This is a genomic window from Variovorax durovernensis (genome assembly GCF_977011995.1).
Map to the genome: position 1 here is coordinate 3996169 of NZ_CDRNCW010000001.1, position 21348 is coordinate 4017516.

The following is a 21348-nucleotide window of genomic DNA, read 5'->3' on the forward strand; positions in this document are numbered from 1 at the left end:
CGCGCCCCGCACATTGTTCAATCCGGCGATATTGCGTACTCCGCGCCGCATGCATGGCAGGCCGCGGTTTCGGGCCGCTCTTCAGCGGTACTACGAAAACGCAGTGGATTTTTTTGCCCGTAGACGACCCAGCAGCGCGGGCAGTGCTCCTGCCCGGTGGTAGGCAGATAGGCGCGCGCACGCTGTTCGGCTCGCTCTTCGGTCACCGGCATACCCTGGCGTTGTGCACGCGCTACTTCGCGTGCGGCCATGGTGTCGGTGCGGCCACTTGAGTGGTCGTTGATGCCGTAGACAGCGCGTGCAAACTCGAGAGGAGCCTGCTTCATCAGCGCCGCAAGACGCCTCTCGGCATGAGTCCGATCAACCAGCGTTGATCGCGTATGTATCGGATCGCTAATCAAGAAAATTGGAATGAAATTTCAGAGCCCTCAAGGTAGCACAACAACATGGCCTAGGTCTTCCAAAACCAGACTGCATGACGCAAACACCCGAACGCTTGCGTCGGATTAATGCGAGATGAATCGATAGTGCCATCGAGGCAGTAAGAAAGAAAAATTGCAGGCTGCTTTTGCTGGCAGCTGCAGTTTTCAAATTTTCCCTGTAAGCCTGAAGACTGGTCTTCTTCAGAGGGAAAATTGGTAGGCGCGATTGGACTCGAACCAACGACCCCCACCATGTCAAGGTGGTGCTCTAACCAGCTGAGCTACGCGCCTAAGGATGTGTCCGAGAAGCAGCTATTGTAGCAGGAGAAATGGCACTTTTTAGCGACGACGTGCAGATCGCACGCCAATTACTGCAGTGACCACGCCAAGCACCTGCGTGAGCCGCGCGGCATCTGCGATTTCGACGGTGAACGTCATCCACGCCGTGCCCTTGATCGATTGCGTCTGCACGCCGATCACGTTCATCTTCTCGCGCGCAAAGACGTCGGAGATATCGCGCAGCAGACCCTGGCGGTCGGCTGCTTCCACAGCCACGTCCACCGCATACACAGGTACCTCCGCGCCCTTCTTGGGAGCACCCCACTCGACATCGATCACGCGCTCGCCATCCTTGGCCGCCATCGTGCGGAAGTTGCTGCAATCGCTTCGGTGAACGCTGACGCCATGCCCGCGCGTGACGAAGCCGCGAATCGCATCCGGCGGCGCGGGCTTGCAGCACTTGGCCAGTTGCGTCATCAATGAAGACACGCCGACCACCAGCACGCCGCCCTTGCCCGACTTCTCGCTGCCGCGCGCCTTCTTGATGAGCACCCCATCGTCCGGCCCAGGCGTCGGCTCCGGCGGACGCAGCAGCGTCTCGATGTTGCGCAGGGAGAACTCGTCCTTGCCGACGACTTCGAACAGATGGTCCGCCGACTTGAAGCCGAGCTGCGAAGCCAGGTCTTCCAGCCGCACCGCTGTCTTGCCTTCGCGCTGCAGCAGCTTCTCGACCGCCTCGCGCCCGCGCGCCACGGTCTCGTGCGTGATCTGCGCGTTGAACCATGCACGCACCTTTGCGCGCGCACGATGGCTGGCGAGATAGCCGAGTTCCGCATTGAGCCAGTCACGCGAGGGCCCGCCTTCCTTGGCGGCGATGATCTCGACCGTCTGCCCGTTCGACAGCGGCGTGTTCAGCGGCACCATCGCGCCATCGACACGCGCACCGCGGCAGCGATGGCCCAGCGTCGTGTGCACCGTATACGCAAAGTCGACCGGCGTGGCTCCCTGCGGCAGCTCGACGATCGCCGCATCGGGCGTCAGTACATAGATGCGGTCGTCGAACAGGCCTTGCCCCTGCAGCCCGCCGGACAGATCACGCTCCCACGCCAGCAGTTGCCGCAGCACCGCAATCTTTGCGTCGTACTCGCCGCTGGCCCACACGCCCGCATAACCCTTGTGGCCGGCTTCCTTGTAGGCCCAGTGCGCGGCCACGCCGTGCTCGGCATGGTCGTGCATTTCCTCGGTGCGGATCTGGATCTCGATGGGCTTGCCCGGCTTGCCATCGACCAGCTCGCGCACCACCGTGTGCAGCGACTGATATCCGTTGGGCTTCGGCCGAGCGATGTAGTCGTCGAACTCCTCGTCGATGGGCTGGAAGTGCGAATGCACCCAGGCCAGCGCCGCATAGCAGTCCTTCACGTCGGGCACCACAACGCGCAGCGCGAGGATGTCGAAGACCTGCGCGAAGTCGAGCGACTTGCCGCGCATCTTCTTGACGATGCTGTAGATATTCTTGGGCCGCCCCTGCACCGTGGCCTTGACGCCCTCGGCCTGCAGTTCGCGCTCCAGTTGCGAGCGCAGTTGCTCGACGTGCCCTTCGCGCTCGATGCGCTTCTCGTCGAGCAGCCGCGCGATCAGCTTGTAGGTTTCGGGTTCGAGGAAGCGGAACGAAAGATCCTCGATCTCCCACTTCACCTGCCAGATGCCCAACCGGTTGGCCAGCGGCGCAAACACCTGCAGCGACTCGCGCGCCACACCTTCGGGCGCCGGCTGCTTGCTTGCCGCCGCGTGCCGCAAGGTCTGCAGGCGCGAAGCCAGCCGCAGCATCACCACGCGCAAGTCGCGCGAGAACGCCAGCAGCATCTTGCGCACGTTCTCCGTTTGCGCACCCGCGCCTTCGGCGTGATGCCCCTGCGAGGCCGAACGCGCCTGCTCCTGCACGCGCACCAGCTTGGTCGTCTCGACCGCGAGCGCCGCGAAGTTGTCGCCGAACACCTTGGCGATCACCTCCTGCGGACGGTTCAGGTGCTGGCAGGCATAGACCAGGTAGCTCGCCGCCTGCATCGCCTCGGAGCCACCCATCTTCGCGACGATGGCGGCCACTGCGTCGGCATGCGCGAGCGTGTTCTCTCCCGTGTCCAGCTTCTCATCGGCGATCAGCGGCTCGGCGAACGCACGCGCGCGCGCCAGCATGTTCTCCATCACCGGCGAGCGCTCGGCCGTTGCGGCGGACAACGGATAGTCGACCATGGCCATGTCGGACACGGGCGCCGTCTGGAGGCTCGATGAGTCGCGCTTCACGCTTCTTCACTCAATCGAACAGGAAGCGGGTGACGACGGCGATCTGCGCGGGGTCGACGAAGGTCGGCGCATGGCCGACACCTTCGAACTCGACCAGCGCGGCATGCGGGCCGCGCTGCGTCATCGCTTGCGCGGTTTCGCGCGACAGCAGATCGGACACGGCGCCGCGCGTGATGAGCGTACGCGCCTCGATGGCGTCGTACAGCCCCCACATGATCGCGCCGCCCTGCGCCGCAGCTTCGGGCGTGATGGCCCGCAGCGCCACGCCGATGGCAGGGTCGTAGTGCAGCAGCCAGTCGCCCTGCTTGCCGCTTTCGTCGCCGCTCACATCGACCTTGGCCGAGCCGTCGGCCGTGCGCTGCGATGCCGGCACCACCATGTGCCGCGACAGCGCGAGCCATTGCTCAGGCGTGTGCGGTCCGAAGGTGGTCGACAGCGCCCACATGGCATCGGCCGCCGCCTGCACACTCTCGTAGCGGCCGCTCTTGCCCACATAGGCACCGATGCGCTGCACCGCAGCAGGCTCGATCGTCGGGCCGACATCGTTGAGGACGAAGCGGCGGATCGGCCGCGCCAGCGGCAGTTCCTTGTGTCCCGCGAGCACGAAGCCGATCAAACCACCCATGCTGGTGCCGATGTAGTCGAGCGTGTCGATGGCCTGTTCGCGGTGCAGTTGCGCCACCAGCGCCACCATGTCGGCCGCATAGACGGGCACCTGGTAGAAGGCCGGATCGCGCAGCCAGTCGCTGCGTCCGCGCCCGACCACGTCGGGGCAGACCACGCGCACGTTGCCGCCGGCGCGTGCCACGATGGCCTGTGCCAGCAGGTCGAAATCGCGCCCCTGCCGGGTCAGCCCGTGCACGCAGGCGACGACGTGCGCACTGCGTGCGTCGCCCCATTGCCAATAGGCCATGCGATGGCCGCCTTGGGCGTCGTCGCACGCCACGTAATGAAGCGTCGGTTCAGTCATGAAAACGAAGTCGTCCTGGTGCGGATAATTGTCTCGTCGCATCCTAATTCATCCGGAGATTGATCTACATGCTCAAAGGCAAAACCGCGCTTGTCACGGGGTCCACCAGTGGCATCGGCCTGGCCATCGCCAAGTCGCTCGCGCAACAGGGCGCGAACATCGTGCTCAATGGTTTCGGCGACGCCGAAGCCCCCAAGTCCCAGATCGAGGCGCTGGGCGTTCGCGCCGAGTACCACGGGGCCGACATGAGCAAGCCCGAGCAGATCGAGGACATGATGAAGTTCGCCGCGTCGAAGTTCGGCCGTGTCGACATCCTCGTGAACAACGCCGGCATCCAGCACGTGGCCAAGGTCGAGGACTTCCCCGCCGAACGTTGGGACGCCATCATCGCAATCAACCTCACCAGCGCATTTCATACGACCCGGCTGGCGATTCCGGCGATGCGCGAGGCCAACTGGGGCCGCGTCATCAACATCGCCTCCGCCCACGGGCTCGTGGCCTCGGCGCAGAAGTCGGCCTACGTGGCGGCCAAGCACGGCATCGTCGGCCTGACCAAGTCGGTCGCACTGGAAACCGCGACCACCGGCGTCACCGTCAACGCCATCTGTCCCGGCTGGGTGCTCACGGCGCTGGTGCAAAAGCAGATCGACGACCGCGCGGCACGCGAAGGCATCACGGCCGCGCAGGCGCAGAACGAGCTGCTGGGCGAAAAGCAGCCTTCGCTGCAGTTCACTACCGTCGAGCAACTGGGCGGCCTGGCCGTGTTCCTGTGCTCGCCGGCGGCCGACCAGGTCCGGGGCGTTGCCTGGGCCATGGACGGCGGCTGGACTGCCCAGTAAAGGGTAGCCCGGCGGTACGCAGCCTTCTTATTTGAGCTGCACGGAACCCGACACGTTCACGATCACGCTGGTCTTGCCGGCCTCGACCGGCACGGCCGAATCGGACGAGAACGACGCCTTCGCCTGCATCGCCATCATGCGCGGGCGCGGACCGTTGTCGCTCGCGTTCACCGACACCTCGCGCAGGGTGTAGCCGCCGAAGCCGAAGCCCTTGGCCAGCTCGGCAGCCTTCTGCTTGAAGTTCTCGATGGCGATGCCCTGTGCCTCGGCCTCGGTCTTGGTGCGCTGCTCGCGGCTCAGGCCGAAACCGACGTTGCCCACGCTCAGCGTGCTGATGCGGCCGGCGGTCTGGGTGATGCGGGGGAAATCGCGGCCTTCGAGCACCAGCTCGGTGGAGCCCTGCCAGCCATTGATCTTGCCGTCCTTGGTGTAGCGCGGCGACAGGCTGAAATTGCCGGTGTGCACATCCAGCTGGCCCGGCTGGGCGCTCTTCCTGGCCTCGCTCAGGGCGGCATCGAGCGCTGCCTTGAGCTGCGTCTGCACGGTGGCGGCATCGGCAGCGTCGCGGGTGGTCGTGAGCGTCATGCTCAGCATGTCCTGCTGCACCTCGACCGTTCCGGTCGCCGACAGCTGCAGCACGTTTTGCGGCGCGGGCGTGACAACGCTTTGCGCAATGGCGGTGCCGGCCACGGCCAGGGCGGCACAGGCCGCAAGCAATTTGATGGTTTTCAAGGTGTAGTTCTCCCTAGTTGGTATGAAAGACAAGCCAAGGCCAGCACGCAAACTGGCTGGCCCGCCGGAACGCCTCAGCGGCGTTGGCTGCTGGGATACGTCAGCGGACGGGCCGCGGTCGGCGGTGCCGGCGCGATCCGCTCGGCCGGCTGCGATTCTGCCGAATTGACCAATGCACCCGCGGCGGGCGGGGTCCATTGGCCGCGAACCTGCTGGCGCAGCTCGAACAACTCGGCGGCCGTCAGGCGCCGGCCGGCCACGGCTTCCTCGCGGCGGACCTCTTCGCGCTGCCCGGCCCGATGGGCCGCGACGGCATCGCGAACCTCGCTGCGGCGCACTTCGCCGACCCTCATGAAATTGCCGGGAACCGCCTGCGCCCACAGCGGCGCGCATGCACAGGCGACAAGAAATGACCGGGCGAAAAATGGGTGTCTCATTGAGCGAAAGTCATAAGGCAGCAGGAACTTTGCCACCTCAACGCGTACCGCTGGTGACCAGACCGCGAGCGTCCGCAAGTTTTGTAACTTAGTGTCAAACCATAAGTAAATCTGGCTCAACGAGTCCTTAACGCCTTCAGAATCGGCCCTGTTACAAATTCATCGTTGTAGAAATGACTCAAGTTCCCGCTCGCACCGACAAGATCGTGATCGTCGACGACGACGCCCGCATCCGCGACCTGCTGCGCCGCTACCTGACGCAGGAAGGCTTCGAAGTGATCGTGGCCGAGGACGGCAAGGCGCTCAACCGCATCCTGTTGCGCGACACGGTCGACCTGATCGTGCTCGACCTGATGATGCCCGGCGAAGACGGCCTCTCGGTCTGCCGCCGCCTGCGCGCCGCCAATGACCGCACGCCGATCATCATGCTCACCGCCAAGGGCGAGGATGTGGACCGCATCGTCGGTCTCGAAGTCGGCGCCGACGACTACCTCGGCAAGCCCTTCAACCCCCGCGAACTGCTGGCCCGAGTGCACGCAGTGCTGCGCCGCCGCCCGCCGCTCGAGGCGCCCGGCGCCCCCTCCACAGAGAACGAGACCGTCACCTTCGGCCCGTTCGCGTTCGATCTCGGCTCGCGCACCCTGAAGAAGGATGGCGAAGAACTCTCGCTGACCACCGGCGAGTTCGCGATGCTGAAGGCGCTGGTGCGCCATCCGCGTCAACCGCTGTCGCGCGAAAAGCTGGCCCAGCTGGCGCGCGGGCGCGAGTTCGAGCCCTTCGACCGCAGCCTGGACGTGCAGATCTCGCGCCTGCGCAAGCTGGTCGAGTCCGACGCCGCTGCGCCGCGCTACATCCAGACAGTCTGGGGCGTGGGCTACGTGTTCGTGCCGGACGGCACGGCCTGACGCCCCGTTGAAAGGTGGCCATCGGCCAACCCGCCAGACCGGGCCTGGTCCAGGAGGACGGCGCGCAGGTCACGATGCCGAGCCCGCTCGAGGCGAGCTCCCAACGTGACCGCCGCCCCGGCCTCAAGCTGGGCTTCAGCCTCTTCTGGCGCACCTTCTTCCTGCTCGCGCTGCTGCTGATCGGCTGTACGGTCGCCTGGCTGCAGACCTTCCGCTCGCTCGAATACGAGCCGCGAGCCATCCAGACCGCGCACCAGATCGCCTCGCTCGTGAACCTCACGCGCGCGGCGCTGGTGTATTCGGACGCGATCACCCGGGTCTCGCTGATCAAGACACTGGCCGACCAGGAAGGCGTGCGCATCCTCCCGCGCGAGCCCAACGACCGCTTCGAGCCCTACACCAGTGGCGCGCTCGACCTGCGCGTGACCGAAGAGCTGATCGACCAGCTCGGCGAAGGCACCACGGTGGCGAGCCGCGTGAACGACGAAGCCGGCCTGTGGATCGGCTTCACCATCGAGAGCGACACCTACTGGCTGCTGCTCGACCCCACGCGCTTCAGCCGCGTGGGCGGGCGCACCTGGCTGGTCTGGCTCAGCACGGCGATGGCGCTGTCGCTGGCCGGGGCGGCGCTGATCACGCGGCTCATCAACCTGCCGCTCAAGCAGCTGTCGCGCGCGACCATGCAGGTGCGCGAAGGCGAGTACGAAGCCCACCGGCTCGACGAGCGCGCCCGCACCAACGAGATCCGCGCCGTGAACATCGGCTTCAACCGCATGGCCGACCAGCTCGCCAAGATCGAGCAGGACCGCGCCATCATGCTGGCCGGCATCTCGCACGACCTGCGCACGCCGCTGGCACGGCTGCGGCTGGAAACCGAGATGAGCGTGGCCGACGAAGACGCGCGCGACCACATGGCCGCCGACATCGCCCAGCTCGACGCGATCATCGACAAGTTCCTAGACTACGCCCGGCCCGACCATGTCGATCCGCGCCCCGTGCTGCTGCGCGACGTGGTCGACGCCTGCACCTACGCCGTGCAGGACTACGAGGAAATGAACATCACCGTCGACGTGCCCGCCGACCTGCGGGTGCTGGGCGACGAGGTCGAGCTCACGCGGGTGATTTCCAACCTGGTCGAGAACGCGCGGCGCTACGGCAAGACGCCTTCCACCGGCGTGGCCGACGTGACGATCCAGGCGCAGGCCAACAACGACGCGGTGCTGATCAAGGTGCGAGACCACGGCGCGGGTGTGGAGCCCGCCCTGCTCTCGCAGCTGACCAAGCCCTTCTTCCGTGGCGACACCGCCCGCACCTCCGCGGCCGGCGCGGGCCTGGGCCTGTCGATCGTGGCGAAGAACATCGAGCGAATGGGCGGCACCTTTGCGCTGACCAGCACGCCGGGGCGCGGCCTCGCGGCCCATATCCGGATGCCGCGCGCAATGCCGGCGGGTGCCGGCAAGCCCGGCGATTTGCCAGGCGGCAAGAAGCCGGCCTGAGCGCCGCCGCGTCAGCGGTGCAGCAGAACGGCCGCGCGTGCTTCCATCGCGCGGCCTTCGCCCACCGGGCCCAGCTTCTCGGCCGTCTTGGCCTTCACGTTCACCTGTTCCAGCGCCACGCCCAGCGTGTCGGCAATGCGCTGGCACATGAGAGGAATGTGAGGCGCCAGCTTGGGCGCCTGGGCTATCACGGTGCTGTCGACGTTGCCGATCTCCCAGCCCGCCGCGCGCACCCGGCGTGCCGCCTCGGCCAGCAGCACCGACGAATCGGCACCGCGAAACTGCGGGTCGGTGTCCGGAAAATGCCGGCCGATGTCGCCCAGCCCGGCGGCGCCCAGCAGCGCGTCGGTAATGGCGTGCAGCAGCACGTCTGCGTCCGAATGGCCCAGCAGGCCCGTGACGTGCGGCACCTCGACGCCGCCCAGGATCAGCTTGCGCCCCGCCACCAGCTGGTGAACGTCCCAGCCCTCGCCGACGCGGATATTGAAAGCGCTCGTCATGCCATGCCCTTCCTGCGCCCGAGCAGCACCGCCTCGGCGAGTGCGAAGTCTTCGGGGTAGGTCACCTTGAAGTTCTGGGCGCTGCCCGGCACCAGCAGCGGCGACAGGCCGATGGCCTCGATGGCGCCGGCCTCGTCGGTCACGGCGTCGCCGATGCGCTCCAGCGCGTCGAGCAGCATGCCGACGCGGAACATCTGAGGAGTTTGCGCCAGCCACTTGTCGGCGCGCGGCAGGGTCTGGGCCACGCGGCTTTCCGTTGTCGATGCTTTCAGCGTGTCCGCCAGCCGGTGGGCCAGCAGGCCGCCCACGGCGTCGTGCTCGCAGGCCGCGATCAGCGCCTCGATCTGGCTCGAGCTGACGAGGCAGCGCGCCGCGTCGTGCACCAGCACCCAGTCGTGCGCGCCGGCGCCCTTCTGCCGCAGCGCCGCCAGGCCGTTGCGCACCGTGGCCGCCCGGGTCAGGCCGCCTACGCGCAGCAGGTATTCGTTCTCGGCGGGAAAGCGCGGCAGCGCGGCGTCCACGTCGCGGTCGTCCGGCGACACCACCAGCGCAAGCCCCGCGAAACGCCCCGCCAGGGCCCGGAAGGCCTCCAGCGTGTGCGCCACCATCGGCAGGCCAGCCAGGCGCTGGTACTGCTTGGGCTGGGTGGACTGCCCATGGCCCGCGCGATGGCCGGAGCCGGCGCAGGGGATCAGCACGAAAAGTCGGGAAGAAGACATGAGGTCCTGTACGGGCGGGCCAATGGCCGACAAGCGGATGAAGGGCCGCCATTCTAGAATTGCCCTTCGCACACCCCTCGCCAGCCGGCGCGGGGTGTTGTGCATTTCCTAAGCGTTCCATGGACCTCCCCCACCTCACGGCGGGCAAGCGTTTCACGCTGCCGCGTCCCCCGTTGTCGGCCGATGCACTGCTGCTGGCGCAGCTGGCCATGCGCGAGAAAGCCGCCGGGCGCGCCACGGCGATGTTCACCGCCGATGCCAACGACGCCCAGCGCCTGATCGACGAAATCGCCTTCTTCGCTCCCGACCTGCGCTGCGCCCTGTTCCCCGACTGGGAGACGCTGCCCTACGACAGCTTCTCGCCCCACCAGGACCTGATCAGCGAGCGCCTGGCCACCCTCTGGCGCATCAGCCAGAAAGAGGCCGACGTGGTGCTGGTGCCTGCCACCACCGCGCTCTACCGCCTGGCGCCGCCGTCCTTCCTGGCCGGCTACACCTTCCACTTCAAGGCCAAGCAGAAGCTCGAGGAATCGAAGCTCAAGGCCCAGCTCACGCTGGCCGGCTACAGCCATGTGACGCAGGTGGTGAGCCCTGGCGAATACGCAGTGCGCGGCGGGCTGATCGACCTGTTCCCCATGGGTTCGCCGGTGCCGTTCCGCGTCGACCTGTTCGACGACGAGATCGACTCCATCCGCACCTTCGACCCCGACACCCAGCGCAGCCTCTACCCCGTGCCCGAGGTACGCCTGCTGCCCGGCCGCGAGTTCCCGATGGACGAAGACGCTCGCGGGCGCTTCCGGGGCCGCTGGCGCGAGCTGCTAGAGGGCGACCCGACCAAAAGCCGCATCTACAAGGACATGGGCAACGGCGTGGCCACCGCCGGCATCGAGTACTACCTGCCGCTGTTCTTCGACGAGACGGCCACGGTGTTCGACTACCTCGGCCCCGACGCCACCGTGGTGCTGCACGGCGACCTGGAGCCCGCGTTCCAGCACTTCTGGCAGGACACCAACGAGCGCTACCGGCTGGTGCAGGGCGACCCCGAGCGCCCGGCGCTGCCGCCCGAAGCGCTGTTCCTGAACGCCGAGCAGTTCTATCAGCGCGCCAAGCCCCATGCGCAGCTCGCCATCCGCGGCGACGTGCCCACCGAGGCGCCCTACGCCGAGTTCGACAAGCTCCCGCCTTTCGCCGTGGTGCGCGGCGCCGAAGACCCGCTCGTCGGCCTCAAGGCGCACATCGCGAAGACGCCGCACCGCGTGCTGCTGATCGCCGAGAGCGACGGCCGCCGCGAGAGCCTGCTCGACTTCCTGCGCGCCAGCGGCGTGAACCCGCCGGCCTTCGACTCGCTGGCCGAGTTCGAAGCCTCGACCGACGAGAAGGTCGGCATCGCCACCGCCGCGCTGGCTTCGGGCTTTGCCTGGCGCGAGCAGGGCATCGACCTCGTCACCGAGACCGAGCTGTTCGCCACAGCGCCCACCACGCGCCGGCGCAACAAGAAGCAGGAACAGGTCAGCGACGTCGAAGCGCTCATCAAGGACCTGTCGGAGCTGAACGTCGGCGACCCGGTGGTCCACACCGCGCACGGCATCGGCCGCTACCGCGGCCTGATCCACATGGACCTGGGCCAGGGCAACGGCCCCGACGGCAAGCCCCTGCTGCAGGAAATGCTGCACCTGGAGTACGCCGACAAGGCCACGCTCTACGTGCCGGTGTCGCAGCTGCACCAGATCAGCCGCTACACCGGCGTCAGCGCCGACGAGGCCCCGTTGCACAAGCTGGGCTCCGGCCAGTGGGAAAAAGCCAAGCGCAAGGCAGCCGAGCAGGTGCGCGACTCGGCGGCAGAACTGCTCAACATCTACGCCCGACGCGCCGCGCGCGAAGGCCATGCCTTCCGCTATTCGCCGGCCGACTACGAGGTGTTCGCCAACGACTTCGGCTTCCAGGAAACCGCCGACCAGAAGGCCGCGATCCATGCGGTGGTGCAGGACATGATCTCGCCCCAGCCCATGGACCGCCTGGTGTGCGGCGACGTGGGCTTCGGCAAGACCGAAGTGGCGCTGCGCGCCGCCTTCATCGCCGTCACCGGCGGCAAGCAGGTGGCCTTCCTGGCGCCAACCACGCTGCTGGCAGAGCAGCACTACCAGACGCTGGTCGACCGCTTCGCCAAGTGGCCGGTGAAGGTGGCCGAGATGAGCCGCTTCCGCTCCGCCAAGGAAATCACCACCGCCGCCAAGGGGCTGGCCGAGGGCCAGGTCGACATCGTGGTCGGCACGCACAAGCTGCTCTCGCAGTCGGTCAAGTTCAAGAACCTGGGCCTGCTCATCATCGACGAGGAACACCGCTTCGGCGTGCGCCACAAGGAGGCGATGAAGGCCATGCGCGCCGAGGTCGACGTGCTCACGCTCACCGCCACGCCGATTCCGCGCACGCTGGGCATGGCGCTGGAAGGCCTGCGCGACCTGAGCGTGATCGCCACCGCGCCGCAGCGGCGCCTTGCCATCAAGACCTTCGTGCGCAACGAAGGCACGGGCGTGATCCGCGAGGCCGTGCTGCGCGAGCTCAAGCGCGGCGGGCAGGTCTACTTCCTGCACAACGAAGTCGAGACCATCGAGAACCGCCGCCAGAAGCTGGAAGAGATATTGCCCGAGGCCCGCATCGCCGTGGCCCACGGCCAGATGCCAGAGCGCGAGCTGGAGCGCGTGATGCGCGACTTCGTGGCGCAGCGCTACAACCTGCTGCTGTGCTCGACCATCATCGAGACCGGCATCGACGTGCCGACCGCCAACACCATCGTGATGAGCCGCGCCGACAAGTTCGGCCTGGCGCAGCTGCACCAGCTGCGCGGCCGCGTCGGCCGTTCGCACCACCAGGCGTATGCCTACCTCATGGTGCCCGACACCGAGGGCCTGACCAAGCAGGCGGCCCAGCGGCTCGACGCCATCCAGCAGATGGAAGAACTGGGTTCCGGCTTCTACCTGGCCATGCACGACCTGGAAATTCGCGGCACCGGCGAGGTGCTGGGCGAAAGCCAGAGCGGCAACATGATGGAAATCGGCTTCCAGCTCTACAACGAGATGCTCAGCGAGGCCGTGCGCGCGCTCAAGGCCGGCCAGGAGCCCGACTTGCTGTCGCCGCTGTCGGTCACCACCGAGATCAACCTGCACGCCCCCGCCCTGCTGCCAGACGACTACTGCGGCGACGTGCACCTGCGGCTGTCGTTCTACAAGAAGCTGGCCACCGCGAAGACGCCCGACCAGATCGACACGCTGCTCGAAGAAATCGTCGACCGCTTCGGCAAGCTGCCGCCGCAGGCGCAGACGCTGATAGACACGCACCGCCTGCGCGTGCTGGCGCGGCCGTACGGCGTGGTGAAGGTCGATGCCGCGCCGGGCATCATCAACATCACCTTCAGGAAAGACGCGCCGGTCGACGGCATGGCCATCATCCAGCTGATCCAGAAGAACAAGCACATCAAGCTGGCCGGCAACGAGAAGCTGCGCATCGAGCGCGAACTGAAAGAGCCGAAAGACCGGGCCCAGCTGGTGCGCGACGTGCTGCGCAGCCTGGGCCAACCCATCGTCAAGGAAACCGCCACCGCATGAGCGCCATTCAAGAAATCTCCCCCGGCCTGGTCATCCAGCGCGTGAAGCCGCCGCTGAAGCTGGCCGACTTCAAGCTGATCGCTTTCGACATGGACTCGACGCTGATCAACATCGAGTGCATCGACGAGATCGCCGATGCGGTCGGCAAGAAGGCCGAGGTGGCCGCCATCACCGAAGCCACGATGCGCGGTGAGATCAAGGACTTCAAGGAGAGCCTGCGCCGCCGCGTGGCGCTGCTCGAGGGCGTGCCGGTCGAAGCGCTGCAGCAGGTGTACGACGAGCGGCTGAAGCTCAACCCGGGCGCGAGCGAGCTGGTCGCGGCCTGCAAGAAGGCCGGCCTCAAGGTGCTGCTGGTGTCGGGCGGCTTCACCTTCTTCGCGAACCGCGTGAAGGAGCGCCTGGGCATCGACTTCGCGCGCTCCAATCTGCTCGACGAAGCCGACGGCAAGCTCACCGGCGAGGTCGTCACGCAAAGCTGGGGCGACATCTGCGACGGCGCCGAAAAACGCCGCACGCTGCTCGAGGTGGCTTCACTCATGGGCATCTCGCCGCAGGAAACCATCGCCGTCGGAGACGGTGCCAACGACCTGCCGATGATGGGCGAAGCCGGTCTCTCGGTGGCCTACCACGCCAAGCCGAAGGTGCGCGAGCAGGCCATGGTCGCGATCAATGAAGGCGGCCTGGACCGCGTTCTCGAAATACTGCGATGACTGGTTGGGGCGTGGTTCCTGGGGCGATCACGCCCTGAACGGACAGCAAACAACACAACGAGACAACGGAGCACTGACATGACCGACACCGCCCCGCTCTACCGCGCCGACGCCCTCAAGGACTACGCCAGCGCCCTCCTCCAAAAAGCCGGGCTCGAAGCATCCAAGTCCGACAGCGTCGCCCGCACCTTGGTGGAAGGCGACCTGCTGGGCCACGACACCCACGGCCTCGCACTGCTGGCCGGCTACGTGAAAGAACTGGAATCGGGCGGCATGACCCGCGACGGCTCCCCCGAAGTGCTGTCCGACCGCCCCGCCGCCGTACTGTGGGACGGCAAGCGCCTGCCCGGCCCGTGGCTCATGGACCAGGGCATGGATCTGCTCGTGCCGCGTGCGCGCGAACTCGGCACCGCCTCGCTCGTCATCCGCCGCAGCCACCACATCGCCTGCCTCGCCGTCTACATGCTGCGCGCGCTGCAGGACGACATGCTGATGCTGCTGGCCTGCTCCGACCCCAATGCCGCCAGTGTCGCGCCCTTCGGCGGCACGCAGGCCGTGTTCACGCCGAACCCGCTGGCCATGGGCTTTCCACTGTCGCAAGGCGGCGTGATGGTCGACATCTCGGCTTCCATCACCACCAACGGCATGAGCAACCGCAAGCGTGCGGCCGGTGAAACCTTCGCCGAGGAATGGCTGATCGACGCCGCCGGCAAACCGTCGAACGACCCGCAGGTGCTGTTCGACCAGCCGCCCGGCACGCTGCTGCCGGTGGGCGGCCTGAGCCACGGCCACAAGGGCTACGGCATGGCGCTGCTGGTCGAGACGCTCACCGCCGGCCTCGCGGGCCACGGCCGGGCCGACCCGCCCGAAGGCTGGGGCGCCACGGTGCACATCACGCTGCACGACCTCAACGCCTTCGGCGGCAAGGACGCCTTCCTGCGCCAGATGGACCACGTGGCCGCGCAATGCCGCGCCAACACGCCCATCGACCCGGCCAAGCCTGTGCGGCTGCCGGGCGAAGGCGGGTTGAAGCGTAGGGAAGCGCAATCGAAGAACGGGGTGCGGCTGCACCCGTCGATCGCGCGTGCGCTGCACGATGCTGAGCAGCACTACGGCCTGCGGCTCGCGCAGGCGCTGATCTAGACCAAAGGCAGGCTCAGTCTTCTTCCGTTTCGGAAGAACCAGGAGCGGCCTCACCCTCGGGCCGCGGCTTGCGCTTGCCGGGCTTGGCCACGACCTCGACATAGAACTGCTTGCCGCCGTCCTTGACCACGCCGTCGATCAGGCCGGTGATGGCCGAGAGGTGGACGACTTCGGCCGATTCCTCGGCCGCGCCGAACTTGCAGTCGAAGTCCCAGAAGTCCGCGCCTTCGGGCAATTCGCGCCGCCGCTCGCGCTTGATGTACTTGCGGATCTCGTGCTTGATGGCTTCGAGGAGACGGTCGGGGTGCTTGCCCTCGACCTGAAGCTGAAAGGTTTTTCTCATGGGTGATCGTAACCAATGTGAAAGCCGCCGAATCCGGCACCGCCCGATGCCCTGTATGGGCACCGATCTTGCTCGCTACCATGGCTGCCAGGCAACAGATCCCGCGGCGGCCATGCCGAATCACCCATGCTGACCTTCTTTCATCCGGAGCAACTGCTGCATCACCCGCGCAGCTACCTGTCGCGCGGACAGATGCGCACCCCGCAGGAAATTCCCGAGCGCGCGCTCCGGCTCGTCGCCGCCGTGCAGTCGCTCGGCTTCGACCTCCGGACACCGGCCGATGCCGGCATGGCGCCGCTGGCCGCCGTGCACAGCGGCGATTACCTGCGCTTTCTCGAAGAAGCCCACGGTGAGTGGAAGCAGATGCCGCCCGACTGGGGCGACGAGGTCATGTCGAACGTCTATGTGCGCGAGCCCAACCGCCTGCGCGGCATCCTAGCCAAGGCAGCGCGCTACCTGGCCGACGGCAGTTGCCCGGTCGGGGCCGAGACCTGGCGTTCGGCGTACTGGTCGGCCCAGAGCGCGGTGGCCGGCGCGGCGGCCATCACGGATGGTGCGCGCGCGGCCTATGCGCTGTGCCGCCCTCCCGGCCACCATGCGCGCGTCGATGCCGCCGGCGGCTTCTGCTACCTCAACAACGCCGCCATCGCCGCCCAGGCATTGCGCGGGCGCTTCGCTCGCGTGGCGGTGCTCGACACCGACATGCACCACGGCCAGGGCGTGCAGGAAATCTTCTACGGCCGCAGCGACGTGATGTACGTCTCGATCCACGGCGACCCGACCAACTTCTACCCGGCCGTGGCCGGCTACGAGGACGAGCGCGGGGCCGGCGAGGGCGAGGGCTTCAACATCAACTTCCCGATGCCGCACGGCGCACCGGAGGCAGTCTTCTTCGAGCGGCTCGACGATGCTGTGCGGGCGCTGCAAGGCTTCGAGCCGGATGCGCTGGTCCTGGCGCTCGGCTTCGACATCTACAAGGACGATCCGCAGTCGCAGGTCGCGGTGACGACCGAGGGCTTCGGGCGCCTGGGCAAGGCTGTTGGCGCGCTGGGCCTGCCGACATTGATCGTCCAGGAAGGCGGCTATCACCTCGAGAGCCTGGAAGCCAACGCAAGCGCCTTCTTCGGGGGATTCGCGGATATCGCGTGATGGTCTTGGCGGCGACAGCCGCTGCTCTGTGTACAGTCGGCGCTTCGAATGGAAGCAGGTAAAGACATGGCGCGCGCAAACGACTGGGCAAGCAAGGTGATGGCATTGATCAACGGTGGCAATCCCACAGCCGCCATCGCGCAGATCAAGGTCGCGCCCTCGGTCAAGGACCTGAAGGCGCTCCAGACCATCATGACGCTCTCGAAAATGAAAGGCCGCTATCCGAACGTGGATGCGGCCATTGCGGACAACCTGGAGCTGCTTGCAGCGCCCCGGCTGCACCGCTCCCCGTGATTTACAGCGCCTGACCCAGGCGCTTGACGCCCTCTTCGATCTTCGCCACGTCGGCCGTCGCGAAGCTCAAACGCAGAGTGGCCACGTCGGGCTTCTCGGCGAAGAACGGCGCGCCGGGCACGAAGGCAACCAGCTTCTCGATGGCGCGCTTGGCCAGTTCGTTCGCATCGGCCAGCTTGCCGTTGGCACCCGTGAGGCGGGCCCAGAAGAACAGGCCGCCGTTGGGTTGGGTGAAGCTCACCGCATCGCCCAGTTCGCGCTTGAGCGCATTGCCCATGGCCTGCGCACGCTGGCCGTATACCTCGCGCACATGCGCCAGCGTGGCCGGCATGCGGCCGCTCTTGAGGTACTGGGCCGCGGTGGCCTGCGAGAAGGTGCTGGTGTGCGCGTCGCTGAACTGCTTGCACATGGTGGCCTTGGCCAGCAGCTCGGGCGGGGCGATCATCCAGCCGATGCGCAGGCCGGGGCTCAGCACCTTGCTCAGGCTGCCGCAGTGGGCCAGCAGCTCGCGGCTGCCGGGCACGTCCTTGCTCAGGGCCATGATCGACGGCGGCGGGGCTTCGCCGAAGTACAGGTCACCGTAGGGGTCGTCCTCGACGATCAGCGTCTGGTACTTCACGGCCAGTTCGAGCACCTTCTTGCGGCGCTCCAGGCTCAGCATGGCGCCGCTGGGGTTGCCGAAGGTGGGAATCAGGTAGACGAACTTGGGCTTGTGCTCGGCGATGAGCTTTTCGAGCTCGTCGGTCTTCACGCCGTTGGCGTCGATGGGCGCGCTGATGAGCTGCGCGCCGTACAGGCGGAAGCACTGGATGGTGGCCAGGAAGGTCGGGCCCTCGACGATCACCTTGTCGCCGGGCGAGATCATGGTCTTGCCCAGCAGGTCGAGCGCCTGCTGGCTGCCGGTGGTGACGATCAGGCCGCCGGGCTCGACGTCGACGCCCTTGGTCTTCATGAAGGCGCTCAGCTGCGTGCGCAGTGGCTCGTAGCCTTCGGTGGCGCCGTATTGCAGCGCGCCGCCGGGTTCTTCGGTGAGTGCCTTGTTGCTCGCCTCCTTGAGGCCCTCGACGTCGAACATGGCGCTGTCAGGGAAGCCGCCCGCGAAACTGATGATGCCGGGCTTGCCCAGCAGCTTGAAGAGTTCGCGGATGGCGGAGGTCTCGACGTTGTCGAGTCGGGAGGCGAATTGCATGGTTTGGCTCTCTTTCTGGGGTGCCATTGTCGCGAAAGCGGCGGGCAATAAAGCTGCGTAAGGCTTTGGCCTTTCAACGATATATTGCGCTAACGCCGACCCCCGCCCCATGAAAAAAGAAAACATCCCCCTCTTCTTCGCCACATTGCAGGCGGCCAACCCCGAACCCAGGACCGAACTCGAATACACCACGCCCTTCGAGCTGCTGGCAGCCGTGCTGCTGTCCGCGCAGGCCACCGACGTGGGCGTGAACAAGGCCACGCGCAAGCTGTTCCCGGTGGCGAACACGCCGCAGGCCATCCTCGGCCTCGGCGTGGAGGGTCTGGAGGAATACATCAAGACCATCGGCCTGTACCGCAGCAAGGCCAAGCACCTGATCGAGACCTGCCGCATGCTGGTGGAGCAGCATGGCGGCGAAGTGCCGCGCACCCGCGCCGAGCTGGAGGCGCTGCCCGGCGTGGGCCGCAAGACCGCCAACGTGGTGCTGAACGTGGCCTTCGGCGAGGCCACCATCGCGGTCGACACGCACATCTTCCGCATGGGCAACCGCACCGGGCTCGCGCCGGGCAAGACGCCGCTGGAGGTGGAACTCAAGCTGGAGAAGCGCGTCCCACTGCAGTACCGGCTGCACGCGCACCACTGGCTCATCCTTCACGGACGCTACGTCTGCGTGGCGCGCAAGCCGCGTTGCTGGGAATGCGCGGTCGCCACCCTCTGCGACTACAAGCCCAAGACACCCGCGCCGAAGACGGCATGAGAAGCACACACTGCAAGCACATCCGGCAAACACATCGAATGACAATGAAGAAGACCCCGTCCCGAATGCTCGTAGCCACCGCCCTGCTCGGCATGGCGGCCTGCATGCCGGCCGTGTCGTGGTCGCAGGCCGCTTCGTCGGGCCTGCCCGCCGATGCGATGGCGCAGTACGGCGGACGCTGGTCGACCGACTGCGCCAACGCCGCCGCGCCCACCGTGCAGGTGCATGCCGACATGCTGATCGCCGAAAGCGGCAAGCGCCGCGTTGTCGGCACCGCACCGCAAACGGCCCACAGCTTCTTCGGCAACAGCCCGCCGCCGCCCAACTTCGACGTGGCGCTGATGAGCAACGTGGCCAAGGCCGGCGCCATGACATTCCTGGTCTACCGCGAGGCTCGGGGCCAGTCGATCACGCTGGACGCCGAGAAGCCCGTCGCCGGCCAGCTCGGCCCCGACATGATGAAGCTGCGCTACTGGCGCTGCGACGGTGCCGCGCGCGCCGTGCCGCCGCCGGCCGAGGCCGCGGCGCCAGCGAAGCAGCCGGCACCGCCCACCGGCAGCCCCGCCGCGCTGGCGCAGGGACCGGCCATGCAGAAGGCCTGGCGCGCCGCACTCGGCACGCGAGAAACCGACCGCTGGCTGGTGCGCCGCGAAGGCCCGGCGCCCGAGCCCCAATGGGTGACGGTCGACGGCACGCGCTACCTGCTGCATGCCTTCTGCAAGCCGCACGACTGCTACGACAACAACGCCATCGCCCTGTACGACCAGAGCTCGGGCCGCATCTACGGCCTGGTGCAGCGCGACGGCAAGAACCGGCTGGTGGGCACGCCGCCCGCCGCGCTCGCACCCCAGCTCGACAAGCTCTGGCGCGAGCAGTGGCGCAAGAAGAGTTGAGCGGCGCCCGCCCCGGGCCGCTCTCGGCGGCACTCAGGCCAGCTTGAACATGCGCACCGCATGCACCAGGCCCGCGGCCTGATCGTTCATCGACTGCGCGGCGGCTGACGCCTGCTCGACCAGCGCCGCGTTCTGCTGCGTGGTGCGGTCCATCTGCTTGATGGCGTCGTTCACCTGCTCGATGCCGGCCGACTGCTCCTGGCTGGCCGCGGTGATCTCCGCCATGATGTCCGTCACCCGCCGCACGCTGCCCATGATCTCTTCCATGGTCTTGCCGGCTTCGTTGACCAGCGTGCTGCCCGCGTCGACCTCTTCCACCGAATCTCCGATCAGCGTCTTGATTTCCTTCGCGGCCGCGGCCGAGCGCTGCGCCAGGCTGCGCACCTCCGACGCCACCACCGCAAAGCCGCGCCCCTGCTCGCCGGCACGCGCCGCCTCCACCGCCGCGTTCAGCGCGAGGATGTTGGTCTGGAACGAGATGCCGTCGATCACGCCGATGATTTCCACCACCTTGCGCGACGAGGCGTTGATGGACGCCATCTTCTCCACCACCTGATCCACCACTGCGCCGCCGCGCGAAGCCACCTGCGAGGCCGAGTCGGCCAGCTGGTTGGCCAGCCGTGCGTTGTCGGCGTTCTGCTTGACGGTGGAGGTCAGCTCCTGCATCGAGGCCGCCGTCTGCTCCAGCGAACTGGCCTGCGCCTCGGTGCGCGAAGACAGGTCGCGGTTGCCCGAGGCGATCTGGCTCGACGCCGTGGCGATGGAATCGGTGCCGTCGCGCACCTGCCCCACCACCTTGGCCAGCTCGTCGTTCATGGAGCGCAGGGCACGCATCAGCATGCCCGACTCCGAGGAATCGGCCACCTCGATGCGCGCCGTCAGGTCGCCCGAAGCCACCTGCTGCGCCACCGTCACCGCCTGCACGAGAGGCCGCGTGATCGAGCGCGTCATGCGAAAGGCCAGCAGCAACCCGCCGACCAATGAGGCGCAGCTGATCCACACGATCAGCCACTTGGCGCGCTGGTACGCGGCCTGGGTCGACGCGGTGCTTTCGTCGGCGCTCTTCTTCAGCTGCGCCTGGAAGGCCGCGACATGCGCCAGCACCTGGTTGAGCAGCGGCATGCACTCCTGGGTCAGCACCCTGACTGCAGCTTCGGTCTGGTGCGAGGTGGCGAGCGCGACCACATTCCTGGCAATGGGCAGGTACTGCGCCTCGAGCGCGCGCAGCTTCTCGAGCATCTTGCGCTCTTCGGGGGTCGAGGCGGCCGGGTCGGCCATCACCGTGGCCAGCCTCTGCAGGCCGGCGTCGATCTCGCGCTGGGAGCTGCCGACGAGCTCGATGTCGCCTTTCTGCCCTGACGAGTCATTCACCAGCGCCAGGTTGCGCGCCGCGATGGCACGCTTGCCGATGGCGGATTGCGCGTTGTTGAGTTCGTCGAGCTTGCGCTGGCCGACCTCGGTAGCGAAGGCGATGCGCTCCGAAAGATTGGCCATCTGGTGCAGGCCGATGCCCGTGATGACCAGCTGGAGCAGCAGCAACAGCGCAAAGCCCAGCCCGAGACGGGCTCCAATCCTGAGATTCGAAAGATCGAGCATGTAGCTTCCTTCAAAAAGTTGCGTGGTCTCCCTTTCGTCATCGGCGGCCCTGGCATGCGCCACCCCACCCCT

Annotated in this window: 20 protein-coding genes and 1 tRNA gene; 10 read left to right on the forward strand and 11 right to left on the reverse strand. The window is 67.0% G+C overall.

Going from position 1 to position 21348, the window contains the following annotated elements; genetic code table 11:
- Positions 1-17: 17 nt before the first annotated feature.
- The 4 genes from ACWV14_RS19000 to ACWV14_RS19015 form a co-directional block, all read right to left on the reverse strand.
- Positions 18-326 (reverse strand): hypothetical protein, encoded by a 309-nt coding sequence (locus ACWV14_RS19000; RefSeq protein ID WP_422086975.1) that lies wholly within the window; start codon positions 324-326, stop codon positions 18-20.
- A 310-nt stretch (positions 327-636) separates the two neighbouring features.
- Positions 637-713, reverse strand: a tRNA-Val gene (locus ACWV14_RS19005).
- A 48-nt stretch (positions 714-761) separates the two neighbouring features.
- The gene (locus ACWV14_RS19010; RefSeq protein WP_422089189.1) at positions 762-2957 is read right to left on the reverse strand and encodes a RelA/SpoT family protein; all 2196 of its coding nucleotides are present in this window, start codon (positions 2955-2957) and stop codon (positions 762-764) included.
- A 55-nt stretch (positions 2958-3012) separates the two neighbouring features.
- Complete coding sequence (locus ACWV14_RS19015) at positions 3013-4014, reverse strand: alpha/beta fold hydrolase (protein ID WP_454903058.1); 1002 nt, start codon at positions 4012-4014, stop codon at positions 3013-3015.
- A 26-nt stretch (positions 4015-4040) separates the two neighbouring features.
- Between ACWV14_RS19015 and ACWV14_RS19020 the strand changes: the two genes are divergently transcribed.
- A complete protein-coding gene (locus tag ACWV14_RS19020; RefSeq protein WP_237680209.1) occupies positions 4041-4811 on the forward strand; it encodes a 3-hydroxybutyrate dehydrogenase in 771 nt (256 codons plus the stop codon).
- 27 nt (positions 4812-4838) lie between these two features.
- Here the strand turns inward: ACWV14_RS19020 and ACWV14_RS19025 are convergent, their stop codons facing one another.
- A complete protein-coding gene (locus ACWV14_RS19025; protein WP_454903060.1) occupies positions 4839-5543 on the reverse strand; it encodes an SIMPL domain-containing protein in 705 nt (234 codons plus the stop codon).
- Between the two features lie 74 nt (positions 5544-5617).
- The gene (locus ACWV14_RS19030; RefSeq protein ID WP_454912779.1) at positions 5618-6016 is read right to left on the reverse strand and encodes a hypothetical protein; all 399 of its coding nucleotides are present in this window, start codon (positions 6014-6016) and stop codon (positions 5618-5620) included.
- A gap of 137 nt (positions 6017-6153) precedes the next feature.
- On the opposite strand from ACWV14_RS19030, the gene ompR reads away from it, so the two are divergent.
- Together ompR and ACWV14_RS19040 are read left to right on the forward strand one after the other, a co-directional pair.
- On the forward strand, positions 6154-6885 hold the full coding sequence (gene ompR / locus ACWV14_RS19035) for an osmolarity response regulator transcription factor OmpR (protein WP_007837017.1): 732 nt from the start codon (positions 6154-6156) through the stop codon (positions 6883-6885).
- Between the two features lie 74 nt (positions 6886-6959).
- Positions 6960-8381 carry an ATP-binding protein gene (locus ACWV14_RS19040; RefSeq protein WP_454906027.1) on the forward strand — a complete coding sequence of 474 codons (1422 nt, stop codon included), beginning with the start codon at positions 6960-6962 and terminating at the stop codon, positions 8379-8381.
- Between the two features lie 11 nt (positions 8382-8392).
- Here the strand turns inward: ACWV14_RS19040 and ispF are convergent, their stop codons facing one another.
- Positions 8393-8881 (reverse strand): 2-C-methyl-D-erythritol 2,4-cyclodiphosphate synthase, encoded by a 489-nt coding sequence (ispF, locus tag ACWV14_RS19045; protein ID WP_454903062.1) that lies wholly within the window; start codon positions 8879-8881, stop codon positions 8393-8395.
- Positions 8878-9600: a 2-C-methyl-D-erythritol 4-phosphate cytidylyltransferase gene (gene ispD, locus ACWV14_RS19050; RefSeq protein ID WP_454903063.1), complete on the reverse strand. Its 723-nt coding sequence runs from the start codon at positions 9598-9600 to the stop codon at positions 8878-8880. Before ispD ends, ispF begins: the two co-directional genes overlap by 4 nt.
- A 119-nt stretch (positions 9601-9719) precedes the next feature.
- Here ispD and mfd point away from each other — a divergent pair, with 119 nt between their 5' ends.
- The 3 genes from mfd to ACWV14_RS19065 all read left to right on the forward strand — a co-directional run bounded on the left by mfd (position 9720) and on the right by ACWV14_RS19065 (position 15055).
- Positions 9720-13202: a transcription-repair coupling factor gene (mfd, locus tag ACWV14_RS19055; RefSeq protein ID WP_454903065.1), complete on the forward strand. Its 3483-nt coding sequence runs from the start codon at positions 9720-9722 to the stop codon at positions 13200-13202.
- Positions 13199-13912 carry a phosphoserine phosphatase SerB gene (gene serB, locus ACWV14_RS19060; RefSeq protein WP_454903066.1) on the forward strand — a complete coding sequence of 238 codons (714 nt, stop codon included), beginning with the start codon at positions 13199-13201 and terminating at the stop codon, positions 13910-13912. Before mfd ends, serB begins: the two co-directional genes overlap by 4 nt.
- 78 nt (positions 13913-13990) lie before the next feature.
- On the forward strand, positions 13991-15055 hold the full coding sequence (locus ACWV14_RS19065) for an Ldh family oxidoreductase (protein ID WP_454903068.1): 1065 nt from the start codon (positions 13991-13993) through the stop codon (positions 15053-15055).
- A gap of 13 nt (positions 15056-15068) precedes the next feature.
- On the opposite strand, the gene ACWV14_RS19070 is transcribed toward ACWV14_RS19065, so the two are convergent.
- Positions 15069-15398, reverse strand: a complete 330-nt coding sequence (locus ACWV14_RS19070; protein WP_422086985.1) for a DUF6172 family protein — start codon at positions 15396-15398, stop codon at positions 15069-15071.
- A gap of 126 nt (positions 15399-15524) precedes the next feature.
- Between ACWV14_RS19070 and ACWV14_RS19075 the strand changes: the two genes are divergently transcribed.
- Both ACWV14_RS19075 and ACWV14_RS19080 read left to right on the forward strand, forming a co-directional pair.
- Complete coding sequence (locus ACWV14_RS19075) at positions 15525-16547, forward strand: histone deacetylase family protein (RefSeq protein WP_454903070.1); 1023 nt, start codon at positions 15525-15527, stop codon at positions 16545-16547.
- A 66-nt stretch (positions 16548-16613) separates the two neighbouring features.
- Positions 16614-16841, forward strand: coding sequence for a hypothetical protein (locus ACWV14_RS19080; RefSeq protein WP_081267286.1), 228 nt, complete (start codon positions 16614-16616; stop codon positions 16839-16841).
- Between the two features lies 1 nt (position 16842).
- On the opposite strand, the gene ACWV14_RS19085 is transcribed toward ACWV14_RS19080, so the two are convergent.
- Positions 16843-18030, reverse strand: coding sequence for an aminotransferase-like domain-containing protein (locus ACWV14_RS19085; protein WP_454903071.1), 1188 nt, complete (start codon positions 18028-18030; stop codon positions 16843-16845).
- Between the two features lie 109 nt (positions 18031-18139).
- Between ACWV14_RS19085 and nth the strand changes: the two genes are divergently transcribed.
- Complete coding sequence (nth, locus tag ACWV14_RS19090; RefSeq protein ID WP_454903072.1) at positions 18140-18787, forward strand: endonuclease III; 648 nt, start codon at positions 18140-18142, stop codon at positions 18785-18787.
- Positions 18788-18852: 65 nt separating this feature from the next.
- The gene (locus ACWV14_RS19095) at positions 18853-19680 is read left to right on the forward strand and encodes an Ivy family c-type lysozyme inhibitor (protein WP_454903074.1); all 828 of its coding nucleotides are present in this window, start codon (positions 18853-18855) and stop codon (positions 19678-19680) included.
- A gap of 33 nt (positions 19681-19713) precedes the next feature.
- Here ACWV14_RS19095 and ACWV14_RS19100 read toward each other — a convergent pair whose 3' ends face one another.
- Entirely contained in the window at positions 19714-21276 is a 1563-nt protein-coding gene (locus tag ACWV14_RS19100) for a methyl-accepting chemotaxis protein (RefSeq protein ID WP_454903075.1), read from the reverse strand.
- Positions 21277-21348: the final 72 nt, after the last annotated feature.

Bases quoted from the DNA above. Each gene is read 5' to 3' on its own strand.
- ACWV14_RS19000 (WP_422086975.1), bottom strand. From the start codon at position 326: ATGAAGCAGGCTCCTCTCGAGTTTGCACGCGCTGTCTACGGCATCAAC.
- ACWV14_RS19010 (WP_422089189.1), bottom strand. From the start codon at position 2,957: ATGGCCATGGTCGACTATCCGTTGTCCGCCGCAACGGCCGAGCGCTCG.
- ACWV14_RS19015 (WP_454903058.1), bottom strand. From the start codon at position 4,014: ATGCGACGAGACAATTATCCGCACCAGGACGACTTCGTTTTCATGACT.
- ACWV14_RS19020 (WP_237680209.1), top strand. From the start codon at position 4,041: ATGCTCAAAGGCAAAACCGCGCTTGTCACGGGGTCCACCAGTGGCATC.
- ompR (WP_007837017.1), top strand. From the start codon at position 6,154: ATGACTCAAGTTCCCGCTCGCACCGACAAGATCGTGATCGTCGACGAC.
- ACWV14_RS19040 (WP_454906027.1), top strand. From the start codon at position 6,960: ATGCCGAGCCCGCTCGAGGCGAGCTCCCAACGTGACCGCCGCCCCGGC.
- ispF (WP_454903062.1), bottom strand. From the start codon at position 8,881: ATGACGAGCGCTTTCAATATCCGCGTCGGCGAGGGCTGGGACGTTCAC.
- ispD (WP_454903063.1), bottom strand. From the start codon at position 9,600: ATGTCTTCTTCCCGACTTTTCGTGCTGATCCCCTGCGCCGGCTCCGGC.
- mfd (WP_454903065.1), top strand. From the start codon at position 9,720: ATGGACCTCCCCCACCTCACGGCGGGCAAGCGTTTCACGCTGCCGCGT.
- serB (WP_454903066.1), top strand. From the start codon at position 13,199: ATGAGCGCCATTCAAGAAATCTCCCCCGGCCTGGTCATCCAGCGCGTG.
- ACWV14_RS19065 (WP_454903068.1), top strand. From the start codon at position 13,991: ATGACCGACACCGCCCCGCTCTACCGCGCCGACGCCCTCAAGGACTAC.
- ACWV14_RS19070 (WP_422086985.1), bottom strand. From the start codon at position 15,398: ATGAGAAAAACCTTTCAGCTTCAGGTCGAGGGCAAGCACCCCGACCGT.
- ACWV14_RS19075 (WP_454903070.1), top strand. From the start codon at position 15,525: ATGCTGACCTTCTTTCATCCGGAGCAACTGCTGCATCACCCGCGCAGC.
- ACWV14_RS19080 (WP_081267286.1), top strand. From the start codon at position 16,614: ATGGCGCGCGCAAACGACTGGGCAAGCAAGGTGATGGCATTGATCAAC.
- ACWV14_RS19085 (WP_454903071.1), bottom strand. From the start codon at position 18,030: ATGCAATTCGCCTCCCGACTCGACAACGTCGAGACCTCCGCCATCCGC.
- nth (WP_454903072.1), top strand. From the start codon at position 18,140: ATGAAAAAAGAAAACATCCCCCTCTTCTTCGCCACATTGCAGGCGGCC.
- ACWV14_RS19095 (WP_454903074.1), top strand. From the start codon at position 18,853: ATGCTCGTAGCCACCGCCCTGCTCGGCATGGCGGCCTGCATGCCGGCC.
- ACWV14_RS19100 (WP_454903075.1), bottom strand. From the start codon at position 21,276: ATGCTCGATCTTTCGAATCTCAGGATTGGAGCCCGTCTCGGGCTGGGC.